Origin of the sequence: Pigmentiphaga aceris (assembly GCF_008119665.1) — a bacterium.
Classification (GTDB): Bacteria; Pseudomonadota; Gammaproteobacteria; order Burkholderiales; family Burkholderiaceae_B; genus Pigmentiphaga; species Pigmentiphaga aceris.
Map to the genome: position 1 here is coordinate 4,824,579 of NZ_CP043046.1, position 23,984 is coordinate 4,848,562.

The window sequence follows — 23,984 nt, forward strand, 5'->3', positions numbered from 1 at the left end:
TGCAAGCAGGTGATGCAACATCACTTGCTTGCACAGGTCGATCAGGGAGCCGGGTTCGGCTGACGGACGTGAATCTCGTCGATGCGTGCCAGCGTCTCGTTGCTGAGTTCGACATCGACCGAGGCGATGTTCTCTTTCAGTTGTTCCATCGTCGTCGCACCGATCAGCGTGCTGGTGGTGAACGGACGCTGGTTCACGAAGGCCAAGGCCAGTTGCGTCGGCGTCAGGCCCAATTGACGGGCCAGCTGGGCGTAATCACGTGCAGCCCATTGCGACTGCTCGTTGCTGTAACGAGCAAAGCGCGTGTAGCGGGCCAGGCGCGATCCTTCGGGTCGTGCACCGTTCAGGTACTTGCCCGACAACACCCCGAAGGCCAGCGGCGAATAGGCCAGCAGGCCAACGCTGTCGCGATGGCTGAACTCGGACATGCCGATCTCGAAGGTCCGGTTCAACAGGCTGTAGGGGTTCTGCACGCTGACGATGCGCGGCAAGCCAAGGGTATCGGCCGCCTTCAGGTATTGCGCCAGCCCCCACGGGGTTTCGTTGGACACACCAACGTGGCGCACCTTGCCCGCCTTGACGAAGTCAGCCAGCACCGACAGCGTTTCCTCGATCGGCACCACCGATGAATCCTCCACCCAGGGATAGGACAAGCGACCGAAGATATTCACGGTGCGGTCCGGCCAGTGCATCTGGTACAGGTCAACGTAATCGGTCTTCAGGCGCGCGAGGCTTGCGTCCAGCGCAGCGGTCAGGTTCTTGCGATCGAGCCAGGTGTCGCCGTCGCGGATGTGGCGCGGCTGATGCGGCATGCGCGCCGGGCCGGCGGCCTTGGTGGCCAGCACGATGTCCTGGCGGCGGCCGGTCTTGGCCAGCCAGGTACCGATGTATTCCTCGGTACGACCTTGGGTGGATGCCTGCGGGGGCACCGGGTACATCTCGGCGGTGTCGATCAGGTTGACGCCTTGAGACAGCGCGTAGTCGATCTGTTCGTGGGCTTCCTGCTCGGAATTCTGTTCACCCCAGGTCATCGTGCCCAGGCCAATCAGGCTTACGTCGATATCGGTACGGCCAAGCTTGCGGGTTTTCATCGGGAATCGCACTCCGGTTAAAGAATATCGCGCAGCGCCACGGCGATGCGCAGCCCTGCATGGTAAGCCCGCACGCTGCACTTGTGTCGCAGCACGGCATTCACAGAAGGGGTATCACCGGGCATGCGGCTTGCGACTTCATGCCTACCGTGGAAACCAGTGCGCCGATTTGGCCGGAAAGGGTCCACCCACCAGGAGCAGATATTCATGAGCGACAACGTCTACAAAATCATCGAACTGACGGGCGAATCCACCCAATCCGTCGAACATGCCGTGACGACCGCTGTGGAACGTGCAGCACGTACGCTTGACCACATTCGCTGGTTCGAAGTGATCGAGACACGCGGCAGCGTTCAGGATGGCAAGGTTGCGTCGTGGCAAGTCACGCTGAAGCTTGGCGTGCACTTGGATGATCGCAAGGGCTGAACCCCCAGGGCTTAACGCTCAGCTTGCTGTGTCGGGTTGATGACCCAGGCAGCGAGTGTGGAAAAGGCGGACTGACGGTCCGCCTCAGACTGCTGACAAAGCCTCCCGTAAAACGGAGGCTTTGTTCATAATTGGGTGATGTTAAGAGCACCGATCCCCCACCAGCACGAGCTGGAGATGGTGACGCTGGAGTCGTTGGTTCCGGCCGATCACCTGTTGCGCAAGATCGCGGCAGCGGTCGATTTTGAGTTCATCCGAGAGAAGGTTGCGCACCTGTACAGCATGAACAACGGCCGTCCGGCGCTGGATCCGGTGGTGATGTTCAAGCTGCTGTTCATTGGCTACCTGTTTGGGGTGCGCAGTGAACGGCAGTTGATGCGCGAGGTGCAGGTGAACGTGGCGTATCGGTGGTTCATCGGTTTCCGGCTGACCGACAAGGTGCCCGATGCATCGACGTTCTCGCAGAACCGCAGGCGACGCTATACGGACACCTCGGTGTACCAGGAGATTTTTGACGAGATCGTGCGTCAGGCGATCGGGCGGGGGATGGTGGATGGCCGGGTGCTGTACACGGACAGCACTCACTTGAAGGCCAACGCCAGCAAGAAGAAATTCGACGTGGTGACGGTCGCACAAACACCCTCGGCATACTTGGCTGAGCTGGATGCGGCGGTCGATGCGGATCGGGCGCTACATGGCAAGCGGCCGCTCAAGCGTGACAGCGGCGACGATGATGCGGGCGGCAGCGCTGCCCAGACCAAGGACGTCAAGATCAGTCGTACAGATCCGGACAGCGGGTTCATGGTGCGTGACGACAAGCCGGTGGGGTTCTTCTACCTGGACCATCGCACGGTCGATGCGAAGTTCGCGATCATCACCGACACACACGTGACGTCAGGCTCGGTGCACGACAGCCAACCTTACTTGGCGAGGCTGGATCGGCAGCGCGAGCGCTTCGGCTTCGGTGTGCGCAAGGTAGGCCTGGACGCGGGGTACTACACGCCGATGATCTGCCACGGGCTGCATGCGCGCGATATCCAAGGAGTAATGGGCTACCGCACGCCGAACCACAAGCCTGGGCTGTTCTACAAACGACAGTACACGTTCAACCGCTACCGCAACGAATATGTCTGCCCGGCTGGGCAGCGGCTGCCGTACAGCACCACCAATCGGGCGGGCTACCGCGAATACAAGTCAGACCCGACGCAATGCCAGCAGTGCGAGGTACGCAGCCAGTGCACCAACAGCCAGAGCGCGATCAAGGTGGTCGTGCGCCACGTGTGGGAACGCGACAAGGAACTGGTTGACGCACGCCGCCACACGGACTGGGGTAAGAAGATATACGCCCGTCGCAAGGAAACTGTGGAGCGCAGCTTCGCCGATGCCAAGCAACTGCATGGGCACCGCTACGCGCGCATGCGCGGGCTGCGCAAGGTCGCCGAGCAATGCTTGCTGGCGGCGGCGGCGCAGAACATCAAGAAGATCGCCCTGGTGCTTGCGCGCCTTTTATTGCGCCTGCAGTGGTCGATATCGGCCCCTGTTGCGCCCTGGTGGCGCGCCCTGACCGCCCGTGCCGACGGATGGCTCGATAGCTGGCTGTCTGCACAACCCGCCGCGCTCGCTGCTTGATCCCCAAAAAACAAAACCCCACGTCCGAAAACGGGGGGTTGGTCAGCAGTCTGAGGCGGACTGACGGTCCGCCTTTTTGCATTTTCATACGCATGTTGAACATGGCTGGCATCACTTTGACCGAATTGTCTGCCCCAGCAATATCCACATGAAAACTGCGTCTTAGTACTTGAATTCATGAGCATTTTCTCTTGATGCCACACGGCACGTGCACACCATTCCCTTACTCACCCCGGGGGCTGCGGCCAGTTCAACACCTCACTCGTGCTACGTTTCCTGCTTTTGGACCTGGACCCGCCGTGAGCGACACCTCGCACCCGAAGACCACCTCAGCCCCCAGCTGGCAACTGGACCGCATCGTCGATGAACTGCGCAGTGCCCGCGCCCGTTGGCGTGGTGAGAATGGCCGCAATCGCGACTTCGATGCCCGCGACCTGCCTGCGCGTGAAGCGGTGCGTGATGTCATGGAAGCGCTCTGTGGGGTCTTGTTCCCGATGCGTCTGGGTCCGGTGGACCTGCGGGCGGAAAGCGAAGATTTCTATATCGGCCACACGCTCGACCTGACGCTCAATACCTTGCTTGCACAAGCCCGGCTGGAATTGGGACATACGGCGCGCCGTGAAGGTGCCGATGACCATGAGATCGAAGCGCGCGCGGTAGCGATCATTCAGGAGTTCGCCCTGGCCTTGCCAGGTCTGCGCGCACTGCTGGATACCGACGTGCTGGCGGCCTATCGTGGCGACCCGGCCGCGCACAGTGTGGACGAGGTGCTGCTGTGCTATCCGGGCGTGCTGGCCATCATCCACCACCGCATGGCACACCAGTTGTACGGCACCGGCCTGCCGCTGCTGGCGCGCATCATTGCGGAACTGGCGCATTCGGTGACTGGCATCGACATCCACCCCGGCGCGACCATCGGCAACAGCTTCTTCATCGACCACGGTACGGGCGTGGTGATCGGCGAGACGGCCATCATTGGTGACAACGTGCGCATCTACCAGGCAGTTACGCTGGGTGCCAAACGCTTCCCCACCGATGCTACCGGCGGTCTGCAAAAAGGACATCCGCGCCATCCGATTCTGGAAGACGATGTGGTCATCTATGCAGGCGCAACGATTCTGGGTCGTGTGACCATTGGCAAGGGCTCGACCATTGGCGGCAATGTGTGGCTGACACGCAGTGTGCCGCCACACAGCAACGTGACGCAGGCCAATCTGCTGAACGAAGTCGGTGGCAAAGATGGGCTGTAAGCGCTAAGCGCGTGTGTCCAGCCAAGTGCTGGGCACGCAGCCTGCGGGACGGTGCACACTTATCTTGTGCACGAGTTTTTTGATGATGCAGGCAAACGAGGCGGTCGCCAGCCAATCCGAACAAGCGCTTGAACAACTTGTGGAAGCCATCGACCAGTTGGGCAGACGCCAACAGCGGGTGTCGTTAGGCGACATGCAGCAAGAAATCGGCGAGCGCAGTTTTGGGCCGTTTCTGTTCCTGCCTGCGATCGTGGAACTGAGCCCCGCAGGCGGCATCCCCGGCGTGCCCACCTTGCTTGGCATCATCGTGTCGATTTTTGCCGTGCAGATGCTGCTGGGCCGCAGAAGCTTCTGGATGCCAGCGTTTCTGTCGCGACGCACGCTCGATGGCGACAAGCTGCATGCCGCATTGAGAAAGGTGAAACCCGTGGTCCGCTACATGGATCGTGTGGTGCGCCCCCGATGGCAGTGGCTGACCCGCAAGCCTTTCATTCAACTGGTTGCGCTGAGCAGCATTGCGGCGGCAGCGTCTGTGCCTCCGTTGGAAGTGCTGCCCTTTGCCAGCAGCCTGCCCTTTTCCGCGATTGCCTTGCTGGGGCTGGGCGTGATCACCCGTGATGGCGTACTGACCGTGGCTGGCATGGTAGCCGCAGTGAGCGCCCTGGTGCTGGTTGCGTGGGTGTTGCTGGGATGATGTTGCTGGGATGATATTGCTGGTCCGCCCCCCCCCTTCGCTCACGCCTTCTTCTTGATCCGTGGCGTGGCAGCGTCCAGCGACTGCAGCCGCACCACCATGTCGCTGATGAAACGCTCGATGACCTCTGGCAGCAACCTGCCCGCCATTACCTGCACCTGCAGGCTGCGCGATTGCATCTCCAGATTGTCGATGGGTTTGGCAACCAGGCCGTCGTGCCGCAAGCGCGCAGCCACCGACACATAACCCGCCAGCAAAATGGCATCGCTGTCACGCACAAACGCGTACAAGGCCCCGCCGTGGCTGCTGGTGTAGACCGGCTCGATCAGTACGCCTGCCATGTTGCAGGCCATGTCGAGGAGCATGCGTGTGGTGGTCGCCTGCGATGTCACGGCCAGCGGATGCACCCGCAAGTCATCAAGCGTGATCTGCTTGCGGCGCGCCAGCGGGTGGCTGGCCGACATCACGGCAAATAGCGGCGAGCGCTGAGCATGGCGCACCACCACGCCCTTGCCCGGTTGCAGGTTGAATGCAATGGCCAGATCGACATCACCATTGGTGACCAGGCGACCGATCTCGGCACTGACACCAACCATCACGTGAAAACGCGTGGCGGGATGGCGCTTGCGAAACGCGGCAATTGCCGAGGGCAATACGTCTTCCGCCAAGCCCTGCGAACAGGCGATACGGATTTCGTTGCCAAGTGAGCTGTGCAGGCTGGCAATCGAATTCAGCACCGCGTCAGATTCCAGCGCCATGCGACGTGCATGGGCCAGCAGCAAGCGGCCGGCATCAGTCAGCACCATGCCGCGTGGTGCCCGCTCGAACAGCGGGGTTCCCACCTGCTCTTCCAGCTTGGCGATCTGGCGACTGATCGCCGAAATCGCCACATGCAAGGTGGCAGATGCCGCGCTCAGGCTGCCTGAGCGGGCAACCTCCATGAAGTAGCGCAATGCGCCTTCGTTCATTGATGCACTTCCTTTTTCGCAGCTTGACTGGCCTTATCAACAGTCCGTCGCTGCATTGACTATTGCGTTGCCGAATCAGCAAAGCTTCTGACATTTATTCTAATTGTCGAGAAATATAGCGAACTCTAGAATCTTGGGTTATTTCGCGTCTGCAGCCTTGCACCGTTCGGTCTTGGTTCATTCGCATCGCACCGCCCCTTCTGGAGACAGCATGTCCGCTTCACCCAGCGCAACGCTCCGCCCGTTCGCGCTCGCCTATTCCGATATCAGCACTGAACGCGTCGGCAACACCGACACTGAAGGGGTATGGCATTTCGACTCGGGCAAGCCCGGCCGCAAGGTACTGCTTACCGCATTGATCCACGGCAACGAAATCTGTGGTGCCTGGGCGCTCAAACATTTGCTGGCGGCCGGCATTCGCCCACGCACCGGTTCGCTGACGCTGGCCTTCTGCAACCTGGCCGCTTTTGACCGCTTCGACGCCAACGACAACCTGTCTTCGCGCTTTGTCGAAGAAGACATGAACCGTGTGTGGAGCGAAGACAAACTGGCCAGTGGCAGCACCATCGAACGCCGCCGCGCCGCGCAACTGGTGCCGTGGGTCAAGCAAGCCGACTGGCTGCTGGACTTCCACTCGATGAGCGCCTCTGACGACCCGCTGCAATTGAGCGGCCTGCAACAGCGCAACATCGACCTGGCGCTGGAGCTGGGCAACCCGACCTACACGATTTCGGACGCCGGCCACGCAGCAGGCGTGCGCATGCGCGACTACGGCCGCTTCGGCGAAGCCGGTGACAACGGCACCCGCTCGCTGCTGATCGAGTGCGGTTTCCACGGCGCGATCGAAGCCGAAAGCGTTGCCCTCGACAACATGGCGCGCTTCCTGGTGGCCTCGGGCATCGTCGAACGTGACGACTTGCCAGCCAACTGGTTCGCCCCCAGCGCGGCACGCCCACAGGCGCTGCTGGTCACCGAAGCAGTCACCGCGACCAGCACCGACTTCCGCTTCTCGCAAGAATGGCAAGGCATGGAAGAACTGCCCGAAGCCGGTACTGTGATTGCGTATTCCAACGGCGAACCGGTGGTCACGCCCTACGATCGTTGCGTCTTGATCATGCCCTCGGGCCAGGCAGCGCAGCCCGGTCTGACCATGGTTCGTCTGGCGCGTCCGCTGAACTGATCGGACATTGACCAGCCTACGAGGCTGGTCAATCCAACATCCTCAACCACCTAACAGCAGGCATCCAGCAATTGCCAGATGCTTCACCCAATTTTCGGCGCTCACCTGACCGCGCCACCAAAGGACTACTCATGTTTAGCGACACCAGCGCTGCTGCGCTCGCCGCCGGCATCAAACGCTGGATCGAATGCGAATCGCCGTCCAACGATATCGCCACCCTGAACACCATGGCTGCCATGATGGCCAGCGACGCCAAGGCAGCCGGTCTGCAGGCAAGCAGCCACCACATCGGCAATGAAACCGGACCGATGCTGCACATCAGCAATCGTGCCGACGGCGACACCCGCGAAGGCGTGCTGATCCTTGCCCACCACGACACCGTGCACCCGGTCGGCACCCTGCTGAAGAACCCCGCGCGCATCGAAGACGATCGCCTGTACGGCCCGGGCAGCTACGACATGAAGGGCGGCATCTACCTGGCAATGGCCGCCATGGCGGCATTGGCCAAGCCCGGCTCGACACCGTTGCCGATCGACCTGGTCATCGTGCCTGACGAAGAAACCGGCAGCCACGCCTCGCGCGAGCACATCGAGTCCTACGCCAGGCGCGCCGTCTACACGCTGGTCTGCGAACCCGCCCGCGCCAACACCGGCGCGTGTGTGCTGGCACGCAAGGGCACCGGCATGCTGCGTCTGGCCGTCAAGGGACGCCCTTCGCACGCAGGCGTGCAACACGACAAGGGCCGTAGCGCGATCCGCGAAATGGCGCACCAGATTCTGGCGCTGGAAGCCATGACCGACTACGAGCGCGGCGTGACGGTCAGCGTCGGCACCATCAAGGGCGGCACCGTGACCAACACCGTGCCGGAACACTGCTCGATCGTCGTGGACTTCCGGGTACCTACCCCGGAACTCGGCGATGAAATCGTCAGCCGCATGCGCGCCCTGAAGCCGGTCGGCCCGGATGTCGAACTGATCATCGACGCAGAATTGAACCGCCCGCCGATGGTTGCCAGCGACGCGTCCAAGGCACTGCTGGCGCGCGCGCAGAACGTGGCGCAAGCGGCGGGCTTCAAGCTGGAAGCGGCACCGATGACCGGCGGCGGCAGCGATGCCAACTTCACCGCGGCGCTGGGCATCCCTACGCTGGACGGCTTGGGCCCGGACGGTGACGGCGCACACACGCTGAAGGAGTTCATCCAGATTTCCACGCTGCCCAAGCGCCTGGCGTTCTGGACTCAGCTGCTGCGCGAATTGAACTGATTGGCTTTATAGGCACTTGCGGGCGTCGTGATTTATGCGACGCCCGCTTGCTCAACGCTTGACAAGCATTGACCTTATGCACGAACTTGGCGCACAATCGTCGATTGACATCGCATCTCAACGCGATTTGCTTGGAAATTCAAGAAGAGCAAAAAGCAGAGCAACTTTTGGTTGCTGCATTTTTGCTCAAGACGGATCTCACACCGTCTGCTTCGGCAACGAATTTCCAGCATGCAAGCCCGGCAGCGCGCCCGACAATAAAACTCAAAGCGCCCGAGGCATGTCGTCAACACAACCGGCATTTATCTGGTTTCAGGCTTCCAAGTATCGAGGATCAAACACCCGGGGTTGAACCCAGGCAGATTTGAACCTGTTACGGCGCAACGCGCCGCGGTCATGACCGAATCCCACCGCTAGTTCAGCGCACCGCTTGCGGTCCGCCCAAATGCCTTCCTCAGCCGTGTGTCTGTTCGCAATCAGGTCTGTACCTGTGCACTGGCTCGGCACATTCGCGACGTCCGTCCATCACGCGTTATCGCACTCGTACGGCACGCTCGCGCAATACCGGAAGTACTGCAATGAAAAATCTCTACCCGAACGATCTCGTTCAACGCCCGACGGGCATCAACCTTGACCACGACAGCATCCATGTGGGTGACGTGGTTTATCTTCAACCCAAAGACGGCGGCCCTGCCATTCGCAGCACCGTCATTTTCGACACGCCGCTGTTTGGCTGCACGACCTACACGAGCGACGCCTTGGTCCGTCCAGCACGTGGTGAACGCGCTGCGCAGCCCGTACGTTTCCGCTTCCGCATGCAGGATGTTCACAAAGTTCAACCGGCACGCGGTTGAGGTTTCAACCTGAAGTTTCAACATAGAGCTTCTAGCTTGCTGTCTGCGCCGTTCACCGGACGCTGACACCTGAACGCCCGCACGACGCAACAGCTTGCGTCATACGGGCGTTTTGCGTTGTGACGCCGGCTTGCGCGCCTTGAGCTTCTTCACCAACCGCAGCGTTTCACGGTCGTAGGCCATGTCGGTCCAGCGCAGCACCGCATCGGGTGTCAGCCATGCATCCAGCCTTTCCGGCTGATGGCGGGCAAGATGGAACAAGGCCGCGCGTACGTAGAAAGGCTTGGTATTGGCGTAGTCATCAACACTGCCCAAGGCCTTGTCGGGCAACCAGCCTTTGTCGATGACTGTCTGCAGCACCGGGTCGTCTTCAGGATGATCGATCAACAGATACAACAAAGCCGACCCACCGGCCAGCGAGTAGTGCTCCAGCCCAGCCAGAAACCAATCCACCTTGGGTCGATTGTTCGAGTACAGATGCAGACCATAGGCCCGCATCGCGGCGACCAGCCCGGCGCGGTAGCGGGCATGTTGGTGACCGAAGGCCGCAAGCAGCGCATGGTCTTCCAAGGCCAGGCGGTCCTTGAACACCAGTGCCATGATCTGCGGCAGATCCGGCAGCGCAAAGTGCACCGCTGCAGCTTGTCGCATGACTTCGTCATCGAAGGTCGCCAGCATGGCGAACACTTTGTCGGCCCTGTCCGTAGGCAAGCTGGCTACCTGCGCGAGCAACGTCTCCCGGTATCCTGCCTTGACCAGGCACCATGCCAGGCTGATGGCATCGCCATGACCGTCCGCACCGGCGAACCCGGGAATAGCCAACGCCCAGCGATTGGCCGATGTGCCTTGGTTCCAGGTGTATGGCACCGGCGGTGGCGCATGTTCGGCGATCAGTGAGACGGCCTGCGCCATATCCAGGTTGCCTGGTGCGCGGGCAAGCGCGTGCACAAAAGCATGGATATGCGGCGCACCATCAAGCTTGGCATCGCGCGTGACATTACGTGGAAACAGCTTTGCAAGCGGAATCGCATTCGCGTCGAATTTCGCCCGCGCTACCTGCCAGTCTGACGCAGCGAAAGCATCGCGGTCCGCCATTTCCAGCCCGCCATCTGAAGCACGATTGAACAGACGACGAAACCGCACCACCTCGCCACCGGGCTGAATCATCACCCGAGAAACTGCACAGCGTTTTGGCTTCTTGCCCGTCCAGGTGCCATCTTTCACCACGCACAGTGGGTTGCAGTCAGCGTCGTCATCCAACATGGGACCAGGAAGTTCCTCTTCCACGAAGCGCTGGTATGCCGGCGTCTGCGCCAAGTCGCCCAGCCACTCGTTCTGACGCATGTCCTGGGTCCAGACCATGCGTTGCGCCGAGGCCAGCCGAAAACGCCATGGCAGGTGGTAACCGCGACGAACCAGTATGCGTGCGCTTTCCAGCGCGCGTTCGTATTGACCCAGCACGGCCAGCACGCAGATGGCGTTGAATTCAAAGTGGCTGGTATCGATGGCGGGGTTGCTCAGGTACCAGTCCAGTTCCTGATCGATCAGGGGCATGGCGCGCTTGGGCACTTCAGCCAACAACGCGCTTTCCACCAGGCCCGCATGGCAGGTCTGAACATCCATCAAGCGATGATCTGGCTGACCGAGTGCCAATGCCTGTTCGTACCGAGTCAGCAGCCAAGGCCAGTCGATGTGGAAGGGACTGCCAGACGTATTTACATGGGTATGGCGACCATCGCCGTGACGCTTATCAACAAAGCCCGCAACCGCCATGAATGCAGGGTGTGCAATCAGCGCTGCGACTTGCGGGTCTGCATATGAACCATCATCGACCTGCCCACGCATTTCACGACGACAACTGTTCAACAGATCAATTGCGCGGCCTTGACTCTGCATCGCCAAAGCCGCATCGATCAAGGGTGCAAACAGAAAACGAAATGGCCCGAGCACGCGCCAGTTTCCTTCTCCGCGACGGTGTGCCGGTGCCAGTGCATCGCTCAAGCCGTCCAGCAGCGGTGCGACCAATTCAGGATAGCCAGCGCGCAGCTGCGCGGCAGTGGTCAGCAGCGCAGCAAGACCAATGACTGCGTGCGGTTTCTCTGGTGATTCAAGCACGTCCAGATCGATGCCTCGCTTGCCCAACGCAAGCAATGCGGCATCAATATCTGCCGCATCAAGACACTGTTGAAGGTTCGCTGCGAGCGTGGTGATGCGGGACAAGCGACCTCCTGGCTGGCGGGCATCGTGAACCGGTCTATCGACTATTTGGCGGAAGACTTCTTCTGCTGCCCGCCGCCATCGGCGCGCGTATTGTCTGCGGGCGGTTCATCCGATATCTGCAGCGCGCCGCCTGACGAGAGCGTGCTTGCAATCTGCTGGGCAGATGCCCGGGTAAAGCCCGTGACACCCGGCGACAGCTGCAGTGAGCCTCCGGTCAGGGGGCTGTGCAAGGTGGCCGAGGTCAGCAACACACCATCGACGTACAAGTGCATCATCTGGCCGACACGATTGCGTGTGAATGCTGCCAGCGCTCGCTGGCCTTCCGGGTCGAGCGTAACGTTGACGACCTCGGGTTGATTGTCTTCAGGCTTGGGCACCACCGCACTCTGCACCCGCAAGCTCACTGTCTCCGCATGGGCGGACACCGCACATACGGCCAAGGCCACACCAGCTGCCAGCTTTGAAATCTGCGTGATCTGCATGACACTCCTTGTTTTCATATCCATCAACCGCCGACGACCCGCACGAAGGTAAACACGGGTTGCCACGTCCAGCCGGCGGACTGAACGATGTGCGCCAATCGTTCGCTGTTCGGACCACTTGGCATGGTGCGCCACCATGACTTGAGCAAGCGGCTGCCCGATGCGGTACGGCCGCCGGTCCGTGTTCCACCCGACACCGCGCGCACCACATGCTGCGTCGCGTCCAGCCGCATTTTCAGCCGTTCCACAACGCCTTGCGCGGCGTACTCGAAGATCAATTCGCCACCGGCTTCTGCATGCGTCGTCACATCAGCAAAATCGAGCGCAAGCAGACGCTCGCGCAATGCGGATTCCGTGACAGGTGCTTGAGTGGACCGCGCAGGTTTGCGTGCAACCCAGGCCAGTAATCGGCTGAAGACAAGGATCAGCACCAGCGCGTACGTAAGGATGCCCGCGACGACCCAGGCCAGATGCTGGTCGAAAACGCGATACAGACCTGCGCCTTCCTTATTCGCTGCCATGAACGGGATGGCGGCAACCGCCGCGTCAAGCCTGGCTTCATCTGGGGCGGTTGCCCACACGACATAATCATTCACAGCCACGATCAGGCCGTGCTCGCTCTTCGTGCGATAGCGAGACAGATTGCCAGTGCTGCTGGAAGACACCGTGGGAATACGTGCCAGTTGTCTGTCGACCGCATCACCCGCAGTCCGTGCATCGGAAAACCTGTCGACCTTCGCGCGCGCGCCACCCGGAAGTTCCTGCCAAGTCTGCCAACTCGGCGGTGGATCGGCAGTCAGGTGGTACGGCGGCGGAGACATTGTGGTTGCAAGCAGCATCACGCCTGCAGGCAAGAAAATCGCAGCGAACAAGGCCATGAACGCGAACAGCATCTTGGCGTCGATCTGGGAATGTCGCATGGTTCGTCAAGACCATCTGCGCCATCAATACCGCCAACTCGACCCATATGCATGTCAAGCCTGATGCGCGATGATTCCTTCCTTCTGCCAGTGGAGAGTCCGCAATCTACTATGACCAACTCGTCGCAGAACATGGCTGAAAAAAACTGTAGCACTCAGCTACACCCTGCCTGACGTACGATCGGAGCGACACCAAACACCCCGTGGAACCCATGCATCGACGCGCCAGACCTGGATTGCTGATCGCAGCAAGTGTGTTGCTGGGCTTGACGCTCAGTAACGTAGCATCGGCCTCATCTGATTCAACGACGCTTGCTGATTTTGTGGCCAGACAGGGGTGTGCCATCGGCCCGAACACCAGACAACAAGCCATTGCAGCGGGTCACGACGCGAACGCGGTCGATGCCCTGATCGCCGCTGCACGCGACAACCAGCAAACGGTGAAGTCCGGGGATTGGCTGGTCTTGGCACCAGCGAGCTGCCAGATCAAACCGCCGGTAGTGACAAGTGCCATCAAACTTTCCGATCCCGAGGTACGGGTATCCGTGTCATCACCTACCGTGCCTCAGGCAGAAGGTGAGCTGGGTTGCTTCCTGGATACGTCCCGGCTGCATGCAGAACTTCGGCGCACACGAGGGTGGAGCGAAGACCGATTGATGCAGGAGTACTTGCGCCTCTTGGGATCGTCGCTGGTGTCGGGTGACCTGGCGTTTTATTCAAGCAATCCGTTGCACACGCCCACCGCGTTCCAGCTTACGCGCGGTGAGTGCGCACCAGTGCCACATATGGCCGACATCGAACGCAGCCACGCGAACCTGATCAAGTGGTTCGACCCGTTGATTCGTACCAATGCGCCGAACGTGGCCTGCACCAGAGGTGCCACGCTGATTACACCGGAGCTTCATGACATTGCACGCAAGCTGTCAGAGGGCAGCATCAGCAATGCGTGGGTTGGCATGGAGATCAAATTGATTGCGCTGGGCGCGGGCTGGTACGAGGGCGTGACTGCTACCAATCCTGGTACGCCACGCCCACCGCTGTGTCATGTCGACCCAGCCAAAGCCAATCTGCAAGACAAACCCTACAAGCCGCGCTGAACCCCGACGGGCGCGCGAAGCGCTGTCCCGTTGCGTTCTCGAAAGCAAATGCGACAAGCACGAAACCTGAGCGATTGAGCCCCTATCATCGCCCGCTGACGATCCGGTCCAGGAGACCTCACATGGCCTTTTTACCCTTCCCCTTGTCAACCCGCACCTTTGCCGCGCTGGCCGTTCTCACGGTCCCGGCGATGGCAGCGGCCCCTGTCGGCGGCGGTGGCAACAGCACGGCTCCCGTGACCACCAACCGGATCGAATCGCTGACCTTGTCATCAGGCGGCGTGGCGGAAATCCATCGCCGCGCACAGGTCGACGGCAAAGGCATCGTCCGCATCGATGTGCCTTTGGCCCAGGTCGATGACATTCTGAAGAGCCTGGTGATTCGCGACGCCGGTGGTCAGGTTGGCGGGCTGATATTGGATGGGCTGTCTCCGGTTGAAGAGACTTTCGGCCGACTGCCTTTCAGGCCTGAAGACATGGGGTCGCTGCCCGCGCTGGCGGCTGCGCTGCAAGGCGTGAAAATCCGCGTGTCCTCGGGTGGGCGAACCATTGAAGGCATGAGCCTGGGCGTCAGCAACCAGGCAGTCACCGAAGGCCCGATCACCCGCAATGAACAATGGGTGTCGGTGATGACCGACACGGGCCAGGCGCAGACGCTGCGCATGGGTGCCGACGCCACGCTGGACATTCTTGATGCGGCCATGCGCGACAAGTTGCAGCAGGCAGCCGAGGTCAGCGGACGCGGGCGAACCGACACCGTTCGCTCGATTGCCATCGAACTCAGCGGCAAGGGCGAACGCGCGGTGGATATCGATTATGTGGTGGCCGCGCCGGTGTGGAAAACCGCTTACCGCCTGATGACCACCGACCAGAACACGGCACGCCTGCAAGCCTGGGCCGTGCTGGAAAATGCCAGCGGCGAGGACTGGAACGGGGTGACGGTAACGCTGTCATCTGGTGCGCCCGTGATGTTCTCGCAGGCCTTGTTGGAACGTCACTGGAACACACGTCAACAGCTTGCCGTGTCGGCATCGACAGCCACACCGGGCCGTCTGGACAACACTGCGCAAACAGATGCCGTGCGAGCCGAAATGGCAGAGTCGGCACCGGCCAAACGCGCCAGCTCGGCGCGTGCTTTCGCGGCACCGCCCCCACCGCCGGCACCTGCACCGATGATGGCAAGCGCGCCGATTTCGGCACCGGCTGGGGACACCATCAGCCAGGAAGGCCAGACCAGCGCCAGCTATCGACTGCCCACGCCCGTGACCTTGCAGGCAGGTCGCACACTGTCGATACCGTTCATCGATGCCGAATTGCCGTCTGAACGCCTGTCGGTCTTCCAGCCCGAACGCCGCTCGGTGCATCCGATTGCTGCCGTGCTGATGAAGAACAATACAAAAAGCAGCCTACCCCCGGGCATCTTGACCGTCTACCACGCACAAGACGGCCATGTGGGTGATGCCCAGATGCCCGCACTGCCCGCAGGCGAAGAGCGCATGGCAAGCTTCGCGGAAGATCGCAAGGTCACGGTGACGACTGAGTCCAAACCGCAGGAACAGATCACCCAGGTGGTGCTGGCCGATGGCGTGCTGCGCGCCACCCGCCTGACCCGCCTTGCCACGACTTACGCCATCAAGGGTGCCGCCGATGCGCCGCGCACGGTGCTGGTCGAACACCAGCGCCGCAATGGCTGGACCTTCACGTCAGACGCATTGACCGGTGCCACGCCCAGTCATCATCGCTTGCGCACAACGGTGGCAGCGGGCGGCACCGCCAAGATCGAAGCGGTTGCCGAGCGCAGTGATGTTCAGCAGATGACCCTGCTAGATGCCGATGCCAACGCCCTCTTCCGTTGGTCTGGCAACGCGGCCGACCCGAAGACGGCAGCGCAATTGAAAGAGCTGGCCGAACGTCGGGCGCGTCTGACGCAGGCCGATGCGGAACTTGAAGCCCTTGGCACCGAACAAGAGGAAGCGGTGGCCAACCAGGGTCGTATCCGCGAAAACCTGTCTGCGGTCCCGGCCGACAGCAGCCTGGGTCAGCGTTACACCAAGGCATTGGGAGAGGAAGAGGATCGTATTGCCGAGATCGGCAAGCGTCGCCAGCAGGCATTGAGCAAGGTGCAGACGCTCAGGAAGGAATTGACTGCGGCGCTGACCAAGACTTGAGTCACACAAAGATTGTTATCCGGTCAGGTGGTCACCCACCTGCTGGGGTGACCACCTGACCCGTACGTAGAGCCAGAACTTAAAGCCAGAACGTCAAACCAGAACAGGCCAGCGCCCCACCAGCGCTGGCCTGTTTTCATTTCAGTTGGCGCCAGTCTCCCTGATCGCCCCTCCAGTTCACCGAGTGTCCCAGCGTGCGCAGCACGGTGGCGCGCAGGCTGCGCACCATGCCTTCCCATTCCTTGATGACGATGCCGTCGTTGGCGGGCTCGGGGCCCATGAACATGCCGTCCACGCCGCCGTTTGCCACGCAGGCTTCGGTCGCACGTGTCTCAAGTTCCGGCTCGTGGAACACCACCGGATTTTCCAGCAATGCAGACAAAGCCGCGACGATGCCGGTTGCGCCCCAGTTCGACACGTTAGACACCACCAGCCAGTCTGCAGCGGTGGCAGCACCCACGCCACCACGACCGGGAATACCGCAGTCCACGGCCTTCGGCGAGAACCTTGGCAGGTCTTCGGCAATCACGCCCATGCCCAGTTCATTGCCACCGTCACCAATGCCAAGCGTGAGTGTGCCGCGCGCTTTGGCCTGGCGGAACAGGTAATCCAGGTCGGCCACCATGCCGTCCAGCGGCCGACCGCCCAGACCGTGATACAGGCCGTTGACGTTGCAGCCCGGACGTTCAATGCTCAACAGCAGGCACGGGCGGGTCACATCCAGCAGCGCATCACAAATGGGGCGGCTGCCTCTGTCATCCTTGGGCACCGTCTTGATATAGACCGGTCGCAGGTAGTCGATGAAATCGGCCGCGCCCGAGGCAGGCAAGGGGCGCGGTGCCAGCCCTGCGCCACGGCAGGTGGCCATCATCATGGCTTCCCAGTCTTCGTCGACGACGATCACCGAGATCACGCCCAGTCCCAGGAACAAGGCACGCGCCAGCAACGCGGCACCCACCGGGCCGTCGGTCTCTGGCACACCGCCACCTTCGGGGAAGCCGGTGGCGATCAGCACCGGGGTGCCGGGATTGGCACGCGTGGTCTCGACCAGGCGTTCGGCTGCGCCCATGCAGCACGGTCCGGGCTGGCGCGTCTGCAAGGCGTCGTAGAGCTTGCCGATAAGCCCCACGCCCGTGTAGTCGAGCTTCATGAAGTCTTCGATATTGCGAGATACATTGAGGTATCGGGTGCTGTTTTTTTCAAGCATGGATGTGACCGATGTGTTGGATTGAACGAATTGGGTTGAAAGAGCTGAATGGAATGAGAGCGAAAACGCTCAGCCGCCCAGCACCTTGGCAAAGAAGTCGCCGTCCACATTGCCGCCGCTGAGAATCACCACCACGGTCTTGTCCTTGACGTCCAGCTTGCCTGCCAGCACAGCGGCCAATCCGACCGCCCCACCCGGCTCGACCGCCAGCTTCAAGTGCTTGAATGCGACGCGCATTGCGTCCCGAACTTCATCATCGGTAACGCTCAGGCTTCCTGCCAGCAAACGCTGATTGACGGGGAACGTGAGCTTGCCGGGCGTGACCACTTGCAAGGCATCGCAGATCGACTTGGCGTCGGGCGAATTGCGTTCCGGTTTGCCGCTGGCCAGCGAGCGCGCCAGTTCGTCGAACTCGGCAGGCTCCACGGCATAGACCGCCGTGGCAGGTGACTTCGCCCGCACCGCCGACGCCACCCCGCCCACCAAGCCACCGCCGCTGCATGCCGCCAGCACCACATCGGCGACGACATCCACGTCAGCCAGTGCTTCCACAATTTCCAAGCCCACGGTGGCTTGGCCAGTCATGATGTACAGGTCGTCGTAAGGCGGCACGGTGACTGCCCCGGACTGTCGTGAAATCTCGGCACCGATGGCTTCGCGGTCGTCCTTGTGGCGGTCGTACAAGATGACGGTGGCACCGTTGTCGCGGGCACCTTCCACCTTGGTTTTCGGGGCGTCGGCCGGCATGATGATCGTGGCTTTCACCCCCAGCAGCTTCGCCACGGCGGAAGTCGCCAGCGCGTGATTGCCCGACGAAAACGCCACGACGCCGGCCTGTTTCTGCTCCGGGCTCAGCTGCATCAAGCGATTGCATGCGCCACGGAATTTGAAGGACCCGGCAACCTGCAGGACTTCCGCCTTGAACAGAATGCGCCCGCCCGTCAGTTCATTGATGACCGCACTTTCCAGCAAGGGGGTAACGACGGCGTGTTCACGGATGCGCGCAGCAGCCGCTTCGATCTGGGTGATCGACGGTGCGCCGACCTCGGAGAAGAAAGCCGGTGCAAGCGGTGTATGGGTGTTTGACATGAGTGACTCCGTATATGACAGGGCGCAAAGACCCGGCACGCGCAGCCGGACTGCGCGTGCGTGAAAAGAAGAAAGACCTGAAAGGGGGGTGTTCAGCGCACGGCTAACTGCCCGCTGGCGCGAGGTAGGCGACCGCGTCGATCTCTACCTTCACCCCGTTGAGGCTGGCACCCACCGTGGTGCGTACCGGGCTGAGTGTTCCCATCTCTTGCGCGTAGGCCACGTTGAAGCGCGGCCAGTCGGCGATATCCGCCAGGAAGACCTGCATCTTCACCACGTGTGCCAAGGTGGCGTCGTGTGCGGCCAAAGCGGCGCGCAGCTTGTCGAACACAGCAGCCGTCTGTGCCTCGATGGTGGTGCCGATGACCTGGCGCTGCGCGTCGCGCGGCACCTGCCCGGCAGTGAAGACAAAATCACCGGCGCGGGTGCTGGCGGCATACGGCACGCTGACGGGCGGGGTGTCTTGCTTGACGTCTTGCGTGGTGTCTTCTTTCGAAGTTTGAATGGACATGGGAACACCTTTCACATCTCCACGCTGGGCAACCACAGCGCGATGGCGGGGAACACCATCAACACGATGATGGCGAGCATGTAGACGAACATGAATGGCAGCACGCCGGCGAACACATCGGTGATGGGCCCGGGCTGTCGCCGCATACCTTGCAGCACGTACAGCACCGTGCCATCAGGCGGACTGATCATCGCGATCTCGACCAGCATGGTGATCACCACACCGAACCAGATCGGGTCATAACCCAAGGCAGTGACCACCGGGAACAGCAGCGGGATGGTCGTAATCACCATCGACATGCCTTCCATGAAGGTACCCAGCGCCAGGTAGAAGCCAATGATCACCAGCATGATCACCCAGCCCGGGAACGGAAGGCCGGTGAGAAACTTCGCCAGCATCTGCGGAATGCCCAGCGACGACAGGATGTAGTTCAGGAAGTACGCGCCGAACAGGATCAACGCAATCATCGAGGTCGTGCGTGCCGTGGCCCGCATCGATTCGGCCAGCATCTTCCACTTCAGCTTGCCGTCCACCAGGGCCAGCACCAAGCTGCCTGCTACCCCAAGCGCTGCCGATTCGGTTGGCGTGGCCCACCCTGCGTAGATGGTGCCGAGCACCAGCGTGATCAGCAGCACCGTCGGCACCAGGTCCGACAGGCTAGCAATGCGGTGCTTCCAGGTAATGGCCTTGGCCACCGCGTCGCCATGCAGTTTCAGTCGGTAGCTGTAGTACAGAATGACAGCAGTGAACAGCAGCACCACCAGAATGCTGGGGCCGACTGCGGCCAGATACAGCGCACCAACCGAGGTCTCGGTAATCAGGCCGTAGACGATGAAGGTGATGCCGGGCGGAATCAGATTGCCCAGGGCACCGCCTGCCGCCAGCGACCCCAGCACCAGCTTGGGCGGATAGTGGCTTTTCTCGAAGTACGGCAACGCAACCGAACCCATGGTGGCGGCAGTGGCAACACTGGACCCGGCTACCGCCGAGAACACGCCGCAGGAAATGATGTTGGTGTGCAGCAGGCCACCCGGCAGACGGCCCATCCAGATATTGAGCGCCCGGTACAGCCGCTCGGACAGACCGGCGCGCAACATCACCTCGCCCATCAGCAGGAAGAGTGGCACCGACACCAGCACAAAGTTGGTGGACGGACTCCAGATCATCTCGCCGATGAAGTTCCAGAAAGGACGATCCGACAGGCCGAAGCCAGCCAGCAGCGACAGCACGGCAAGCGCTGCCCCGACATAGATGCCACCGGCGAAGAAGCCGACGAAGGCCACCAGCACGGTGGCCAAGGCCCACCAGGGCACGCCAGCCGACGCAACGGATGCCGCCTGACCCTGCATGCCGAACAGCGATGCGCCGCCGATGAGCAAGCCGATGGCGACGATGAAAACGATGGCGATCATCGGGAGGCTCCTGCTTGATTGGCGACCACGGGTTTTTGCATGCCTTGCTGCGCTTCGGCCACGGCTTCCAGCGTCTCGGCGGCTTCGTCGATGTAGGTGCGAGCCATCAGCATACGGTCCATGCCGTCGGCATCACCGGTAGCCAACTGCCGCAGCGCACGTGCGGCCAAGGCCACCACGACAAGCAGCAGCAACACCAGCCCCGCTGCCCACAAGCCTTGCGGAATCGCCAGTGGCGTGTGCAAGGCCGACAAGTCGGTGGAACCGAAGTCCCACGAATCCTTGGTCAGCGAGAACGCCCCCCAGGCGAAGAAACCCGAGGCCAGCATCAATGCCATCAAGGACGCCAGGTGCAGCCACACACGCAGCTTCAAGGGCATTTTCTGCACCAGTACATCGATGCGAACATGACCGCGTTCGAACAGCGTGCCTGCCAGTCCCCAGCTCATGCCGATGGCCATGAGGTAACCCGTGATCTCGGTGGTGGCCTCGGTCGAGAAGCCCAGCAGGCGACGCGCGCCGATGTCGAAGCAGATCAGGAAGGTGATAGCCAGGTAGCACCAACCAGCGATGGTCATCGCGCGGGCACTTATCCATTCAAGTACGCGAAACATCACTTGGCCGCGTACTTGATGCCGGTGATCGGTGCGACCACCTCGTTGTAGACCGTTGCGCAACGCACGCCGCAACGCTTGATCCAGCCGGGCAGTACGTCGCTTGCAACCACCTTGTGCACTGCAGCGGCCACGTCGGCAGCGGGTTTGCTCTCGGTCATCGGTCGTTTGACCAGGGCGTGCAGCTTGCAATCAGCGGCGCGGCCGACGTTGCAGGCGATGCCGTCTTCCGTCGCTTCGGCACCCAGCTTCCACTGCGCGTCCTGAATCTCGGCAAAAGTCTTTTCAAGCAGACCGCGTGTGGAAGCATCGAGCTTGTTCCACCAGGCCAGATTCACGTAGTAACCCGCCACCGACCATGAAAGCGATTGGGTGTAGAGGCTGGTCGTTACCTCGGGCCACTTCACGCTGTTGCCCGAGCCCGAACCCGTCAGACCGCAATCCACGGTGCCGCGTTCCAGCGCGGTGTAGACCTCGCCGAACGCCAATGACACGGGCTGTGCGCCAATCGCTTTGAAGAAGTCGCTGGCCGACGGGCCGAAGACGCGCACCTTCATGCCTTTCAAGTCAGCCAGGGTGGATACCGGTTTGCGGCAGAACAGCATCTGACCCGAGTACGGGTAGGTGGCCACCATCTTGATGCCAAGGCGTTCCAGTTCTTTGTTGGCAACGGGCATCAGCGCATCGGCTACCTTGCGGGCCTGCGCGATATCCAGGTTCATGCCGGTCAGATCAAACGCATCAAGCATCGGCAAGTCGCCAGACACCGTGGTAAGGGCGGCAGCCGCAATATCCACTTGGCCAGACCGCACCAGACGCAGCACTTCAGGCCCGTTCACATTGCGCTCCGGCCAAGACGACAACACCACATCGACACGTCCGCTGGTCGCTTTGTTTACCCCGTCACGCAGCAAGGGTTGGTCGACCTTGGTGTATTGCGGAACATTAGGGGAAACCTGTGTAATGGCCTGGATCTGCAGCTTCGGGCCGCTTGCCGCAGCCTGGGCGTGTGCGCTGTGGGCCAACAACGACGAGGTCAGCGCGAACGCGCTGACAAGCAATGTAGTGACGTGATTCATGGTGTCTCCAGAGTTTTTTTGTCCGACTTGGCATGCTCGTCAACGCACGTCAGCCAGTTAAGCCACTCTAGAAATAATGAAATAACTCGTCTATCGAAGATTAGTCAGTCAAGCTGTTCAAGATAATTGAACAGCCTGCGCACCAAGGAATGGCTGCCATGCCCCGCCATCGGCCCTGCCGCACCAATTTGGAGTCACCCGGATGAACACACGTTTTGTGGAAACCTTTGTCATCCTGGCCAGGGTGGGCAATGTGCGCCGTGTCGCAGAACAGCTGCACGCCACGCCCGGCACCATTTCCATGCGCGTGAATGCGCTTGAAAAAGAGCTGGGTGTCACCCTGTTCGACTGGGACCACAAAAAGCTGCAGCTGACTGCCGAAGGCGCACGCCTGCTTCGTGACGCTGAAGCGCTGGTCGAAGCCACGCGCGCACTGGAGCGCACTGCACAATCCAGCACCGCAGCCGTCGGGCGCATCCGCATCGGGCTGATCGAAACGGCCGTGCACACGTGCCTGCCCGATCTGATGAAGTCGGTCGCCCAGCATCTGCCCGAGGTACAGCTGGAATTGAAGGTCGATCTGACCAGTCACCTGGCCGAGCAACTGATGCAACGCAAGCTTGACCTGATCCTGCGGGTGGGCGGCGAAAACCAGAACCCTTATGTTGTCAGCGAAGACCTGATGGAGCTTCCCATGCACTGGATCGCGCGCCGTGGTCTGGTGAGGGCCCGCGATCCATTGCAGGCGTTGCAGAAACAATTGTTGATGCTGATGAGCGGCACCCTTCCCTTCGAGGCATCGGCCGCGCTGGTGCAGCAGTTGGCCGCGCAACAAGGCATGGTGTCGAGCGACCTGCGCATCACGGGTTCGCCGTCGCTGGCGGCCATGGTGTCGATGGTGCGTGAAGGGGTGGGCGTGGCGATCATGCCGGGCATTGTGGTGAAAGATGGCCTGGAGCGCGGGGAACTGGTGCAACTGGCGCTGCCCATTCCCGAGCCGTTCAGGATATCGGTCTGCTATCCGAGAAACGTGGTGCCGTCGGTGAGCAAGGTGGTTGAGGAAGTGAGGAAGGCCACCCGTATCTACTGCCGTCGCCTGGGCGAACAATGGGTGCGATCGACGGGGTGAACACGGAGGCGATGCCTGCGGTGGATTGGCTTCGCCCGACATCGCAAGTAAAGTGCATGAATACCGCCTGTGTAGAAACACCTTCAATACGAACCGTTCACCCTTACAGACCGTCTTATGGAAAACCAGACCCAGCAATCAGACAGCGTGCAGCGCGTTGCACAACTGCTCAAGGACATGAATCACGACCGCGACATCGTGATGCTCCCCAGCACGGGCCGAACCTCTGCCGAAGCCGCCGACAGCCTGGGCTGCCAGGTTGCCGAGATTGCGAAGTCCATTGTGTTCCGGCGCTTGTCCGACGATGCAGCGGTGATGGTGATCGCCAGCGGTGCCAACCGCATCGACGAACAGAAGGTGTCTGCCATCGTGGGCGACATTGGCAAGGCGAATGCAAAGTTCGTGCGTGACCGCATCGGTTATGCCATTGGCGGTGTGTGCCCGATCGGACACGCCACCAAGTCGGTGATCTTGCTGGATCAGGACTTGTTTGCGTTCGAGACGGTGTGGGCAGCAGCAGGCCATCCGCATGCGGTGTTTCCCATGACGCCTGCACAGCTGAAAACGATGACGGATGCGCCCGTGGTGGACATTGCGGCAAGCTGGACAGCACCCTGAACCAGCCCCTTGAACATCCCCCGCGCGCAATAAAAAACGCCAATGAGAAATTCGTTGGCGTTTTTCATTTCCGCTACCTGCTTG

Annotated in this window: 24 protein-coding genes; 12 read left to right on the plus strand and 12 right to left on the minus strand. The window is 61.2% G+C overall.

The features are described 5' to 3' along the window. Positions 1-41 precede the first annotated feature (41 nt). Positions 42-1,091 carry an NADP(H)-dependent aldo-keto reductase gene (locus FXN63_RS20840; protein ID WP_148817121.1) on the minus strand — a complete coding sequence of 350 codons (1,050 nt, stop codon included), beginning with the start codon at positions 1,089-1,091 and terminating at the stop codon, positions 42-44. Positions 1,092-1,298: 207 nt separating this feature from the next. Here FXN63_RS20840 and FXN63_RS20845 point away from each other — a divergent pair, with 207 nt between their 5' ends. The 4 genes from FXN63_RS20845 to FXN63_RS20860 all read left to right on the plus strand — a co-directional run bounded on the left by FXN63_RS20845 (position 1,299) and on the right by FXN63_RS20860 (position 5,090). Then, entirely contained in the window at positions 1,299-1,517 is a 219-nt protein-coding gene (locus FXN63_RS20845; protein ID WP_148817123.1) for a dodecin, read from the plus strand. A 138-nt stretch (positions 1,518-1,655) separates the two neighbouring features. Continuing rightward, on the plus strand, positions 1,656-3,146 hold the full coding sequence (locus FXN63_RS20850) for an IS1182 family transposase (RefSeq protein WP_246164912.1): 1,491 nt from the start codon (positions 1,656-1,658) through the stop codon (positions 3,144-3,146). A 299-nt stretch (positions 3,147-3,445) separates the two neighbouring features. Continuing rightward, on the plus strand, positions 3,446-4,396 hold the full coding sequence (gene epsC, locus FXN63_RS20855; protein WP_246164919.1) for a serine O-acetyltransferase EpsC: 951 nt from the start codon (positions 3,446-3,448) through the stop codon (positions 4,394-4,396). Positions 4,397-4,478: 82 nt separating this feature from the next. Next, positions 4,479-5,090: an exopolysaccharide biosynthesis protein gene (locus tag FXN63_RS20860; protein ID WP_148817127.1), complete on the plus strand. Its 612-nt coding sequence runs from the start codon at positions 4,479-4,481 to the stop codon at positions 5,088-5,090. 41 nt (positions 5,091-5,131) lie between these two features. Here FXN63_RS20860 and FXN63_RS20865 read toward each other — a convergent pair whose 3' ends face one another. Then, positions 5,132-6,058 carry a LysR family transcriptional regulator gene (locus FXN63_RS20865; protein ID WP_148817129.1) on the minus strand — a complete coding sequence of 309 codons (927 nt, stop codon included), beginning with the start codon at positions 6,056-6,058 and terminating at the stop codon, positions 5,132-5,134. 211 nt (positions 6,059-6,269) lie between these two features. Here FXN63_RS20865 and FXN63_RS20870 point away from each other — a divergent pair, with 211 nt between their 5' ends. The 4 genes from FXN63_RS20870 (at position 6,270) to FXN63_RS20885 (ending at position 9,354) form a co-directional block, all read left to right on the plus strand. Next, positions 6,270-7,238 (plus strand): M14 family metallopeptidase, encoded by a 969-nt coding sequence (locus FXN63_RS20870; RefSeq protein WP_148817131.1) that lies wholly within the window; start codon positions 6,270-6,272, stop codon positions 7,236-7,238. Between the two features lie 131 nt (positions 7,239-7,369). Then, the gene (locus FXN63_RS20875; RefSeq protein ID WP_148817133.1) at positions 7,370-8,500 is read left to right on the plus strand and encodes a M20 family metallopeptidase; all 1,131 of its coding nucleotides are present in this window, start codon (positions 7,370-7,372) and stop codon (positions 8,498-8,500) included. 131 nt (positions 8,501-8,631) lie between these two features. Then, positions 8,632-8,868, plus strand: coding sequence for a hypothetical protein (locus tag FXN63_RS20880; RefSeq protein WP_148817135.1), 237 nt, complete (start codon positions 8,632-8,634; stop codon positions 8,866-8,868). Positions 8,869-9,078: 210 nt separating this feature from the next. Further along, positions 9,079-9,354 carry a hypothetical protein gene (locus FXN63_RS20885; protein ID WP_148817137.1) on the plus strand — a complete coding sequence of 92 codons (276 nt, stop codon included), beginning with the start codon at positions 9,079-9,081 and terminating at the stop codon, positions 9,352-9,354. A gap of 99 nt (positions 9,355-9,453) precedes the next feature. Here the strand turns inward: FXN63_RS20885 and FXN63_RS20890 are convergent, their stop codons facing one another. The 4 genes from FXN63_RS20890 to FXN63_RS27300 form a co-directional block, all read right to left on the minus strand. After that, positions 9,454-11,574, minus strand: a complete 2,121-nt coding sequence (locus tag FXN63_RS20890; RefSeq protein WP_148817139.1) for a hypothetical protein — start codon at positions 11,572-11,574, stop codon at positions 9,454-9,456. A gap of 41 nt (positions 11,575-11,615) precedes the next feature. Beyond that, positions 11,616-12,056: a SecDF P1 head subdomain-containing protein gene (locus FXN63_RS20895; RefSeq protein WP_187394970.1), complete on the minus strand. Its 441-nt coding sequence runs from the start codon at positions 12,054-12,056 to the stop codon at positions 11,616-11,618. Positions 12,057-12,079: 23 nt separating this feature from the next. Next, positions 12,080-12,976, minus strand: a complete 897-nt coding sequence (locus tag FXN63_RS20900; protein WP_148817141.1) for a hypothetical protein — start codon at positions 12,974-12,976, stop codon at positions 12,080-12,082. Between the two features lie 382 nt (positions 12,977-13,358). Then, on the minus strand, positions 13,359-13,490 hold the full coding sequence (locus FXN63_RS27300) for a hypothetical protein (RefSeq protein WP_281290825.1): 132 nt from the start codon (positions 13,488-13,490) through the stop codon (positions 13,359-13,361). A gap of 31 nt (positions 13,491-13,521) precedes the next feature. Between FXN63_RS27300 and FXN63_RS20905 the strand changes: the two genes are divergently transcribed. Next, positions 13,522-14,073, plus strand: a complete 552-nt coding sequence (locus FXN63_RS20905; RefSeq protein ID WP_148817143.1) for a hypothetical protein — start codon at positions 13,522-13,524, stop codon at positions 14,071-14,073. A 122-nt stretch (positions 14,074-14,195) separates the two neighbouring features. Further along, the gene (locus FXN63_RS20910) at positions 14,196-16,241 is read left to right on the plus strand and encodes a DUF4139 domain-containing protein (RefSeq protein ID WP_148817145.1); all 2,046 of its coding nucleotides are present in this window, start codon (positions 14,196-14,198) and stop codon (positions 16,239-16,241) included. Positions 16,242-16,377: 136 nt separating this feature from the next. Here the strand turns inward: FXN63_RS20910 and FXN63_RS20915 are convergent, their stop codons facing one another. The 6 genes from FXN63_RS20915 to FXN63_RS20940 form a co-directional block, all read right to left on the minus strand. Beyond that, a complete protein-coding gene (locus FXN63_RS20915) occupies positions 16,378-17,448 on the minus strand; it encodes a glutamate cyclase domain-containing protein (RefSeq protein WP_148817148.1) in 1,071 nt (356 codons plus the stop codon). A gap of 69 nt (positions 17,449-17,517) precedes the next feature. Next, a complete protein-coding gene (locus FXN63_RS20920; protein WP_148817150.1) occupies positions 17,518-18,537 on the minus strand; it encodes a threonine ammonia-lyase in 1,020 nt (339 codons plus the stop codon). 103 nt (positions 18,538-18,640) lie between these two features. Beyond that, a complete protein-coding gene (locus tag FXN63_RS20925; RefSeq protein WP_148817152.1) occupies positions 18,641-19,048 on the minus strand; it encodes a RidA family protein in 408 nt (135 codons plus the stop codon). An 11-nt stretch (positions 19,049-19,059) separates the two neighbouring features. Next, complete coding sequence (locus FXN63_RS20930) at positions 19,060-20,460, minus strand: TRAP transporter large permease (RefSeq protein ID WP_148817154.1); 1,401 nt, start codon at positions 20,458-20,460, stop codon at positions 19,060-19,062. Next, positions 20,457-21,038, minus strand: coding sequence for a TRAP transporter small permease subunit (locus FXN63_RS20935; RefSeq protein WP_187394971.1), 582 nt, complete (start codon positions 21,036-21,038; stop codon positions 20,457-20,459). The genes FXN63_RS20930 and FXN63_RS20935 overlap by 4 nt, the downstream gene beginning before the upstream one ends. Before the next feature lie 35 nt (positions 21,039-21,073). Beyond that, on the minus strand, positions 21,074-22,153 hold the full coding sequence (locus FXN63_RS20940) for a TRAP transporter substrate-binding protein (RefSeq protein ID WP_148817158.1): 1,080 nt from the start codon (positions 22,151-22,153) through the stop codon (positions 21,074-21,076). A 202-nt stretch (positions 22,154-22,355) separates the two neighbouring features. Between FXN63_RS20940 and FXN63_RS20945 the strand changes: the two genes are divergently transcribed. After that, positions 22,356-23,282, plus strand: coding sequence for a LysR family transcriptional regulator (locus FXN63_RS20945; RefSeq protein WP_148817160.1), 927 nt, complete (start codon positions 22,356-22,358; stop codon positions 23,280-23,282). A gap of 117 nt (positions 23,283-23,399) precedes the next feature. Beyond that, positions 23,400-23,900: a YbaK/EbsC family protein gene (locus FXN63_RS20950; RefSeq protein WP_148817162.1), complete on the plus strand. Its 501-nt coding sequence runs from the start codon at positions 23,400-23,402 to the stop codon at positions 23,898-23,900. Positions 23,901-23,984: the final 84 nt, after the last annotated feature.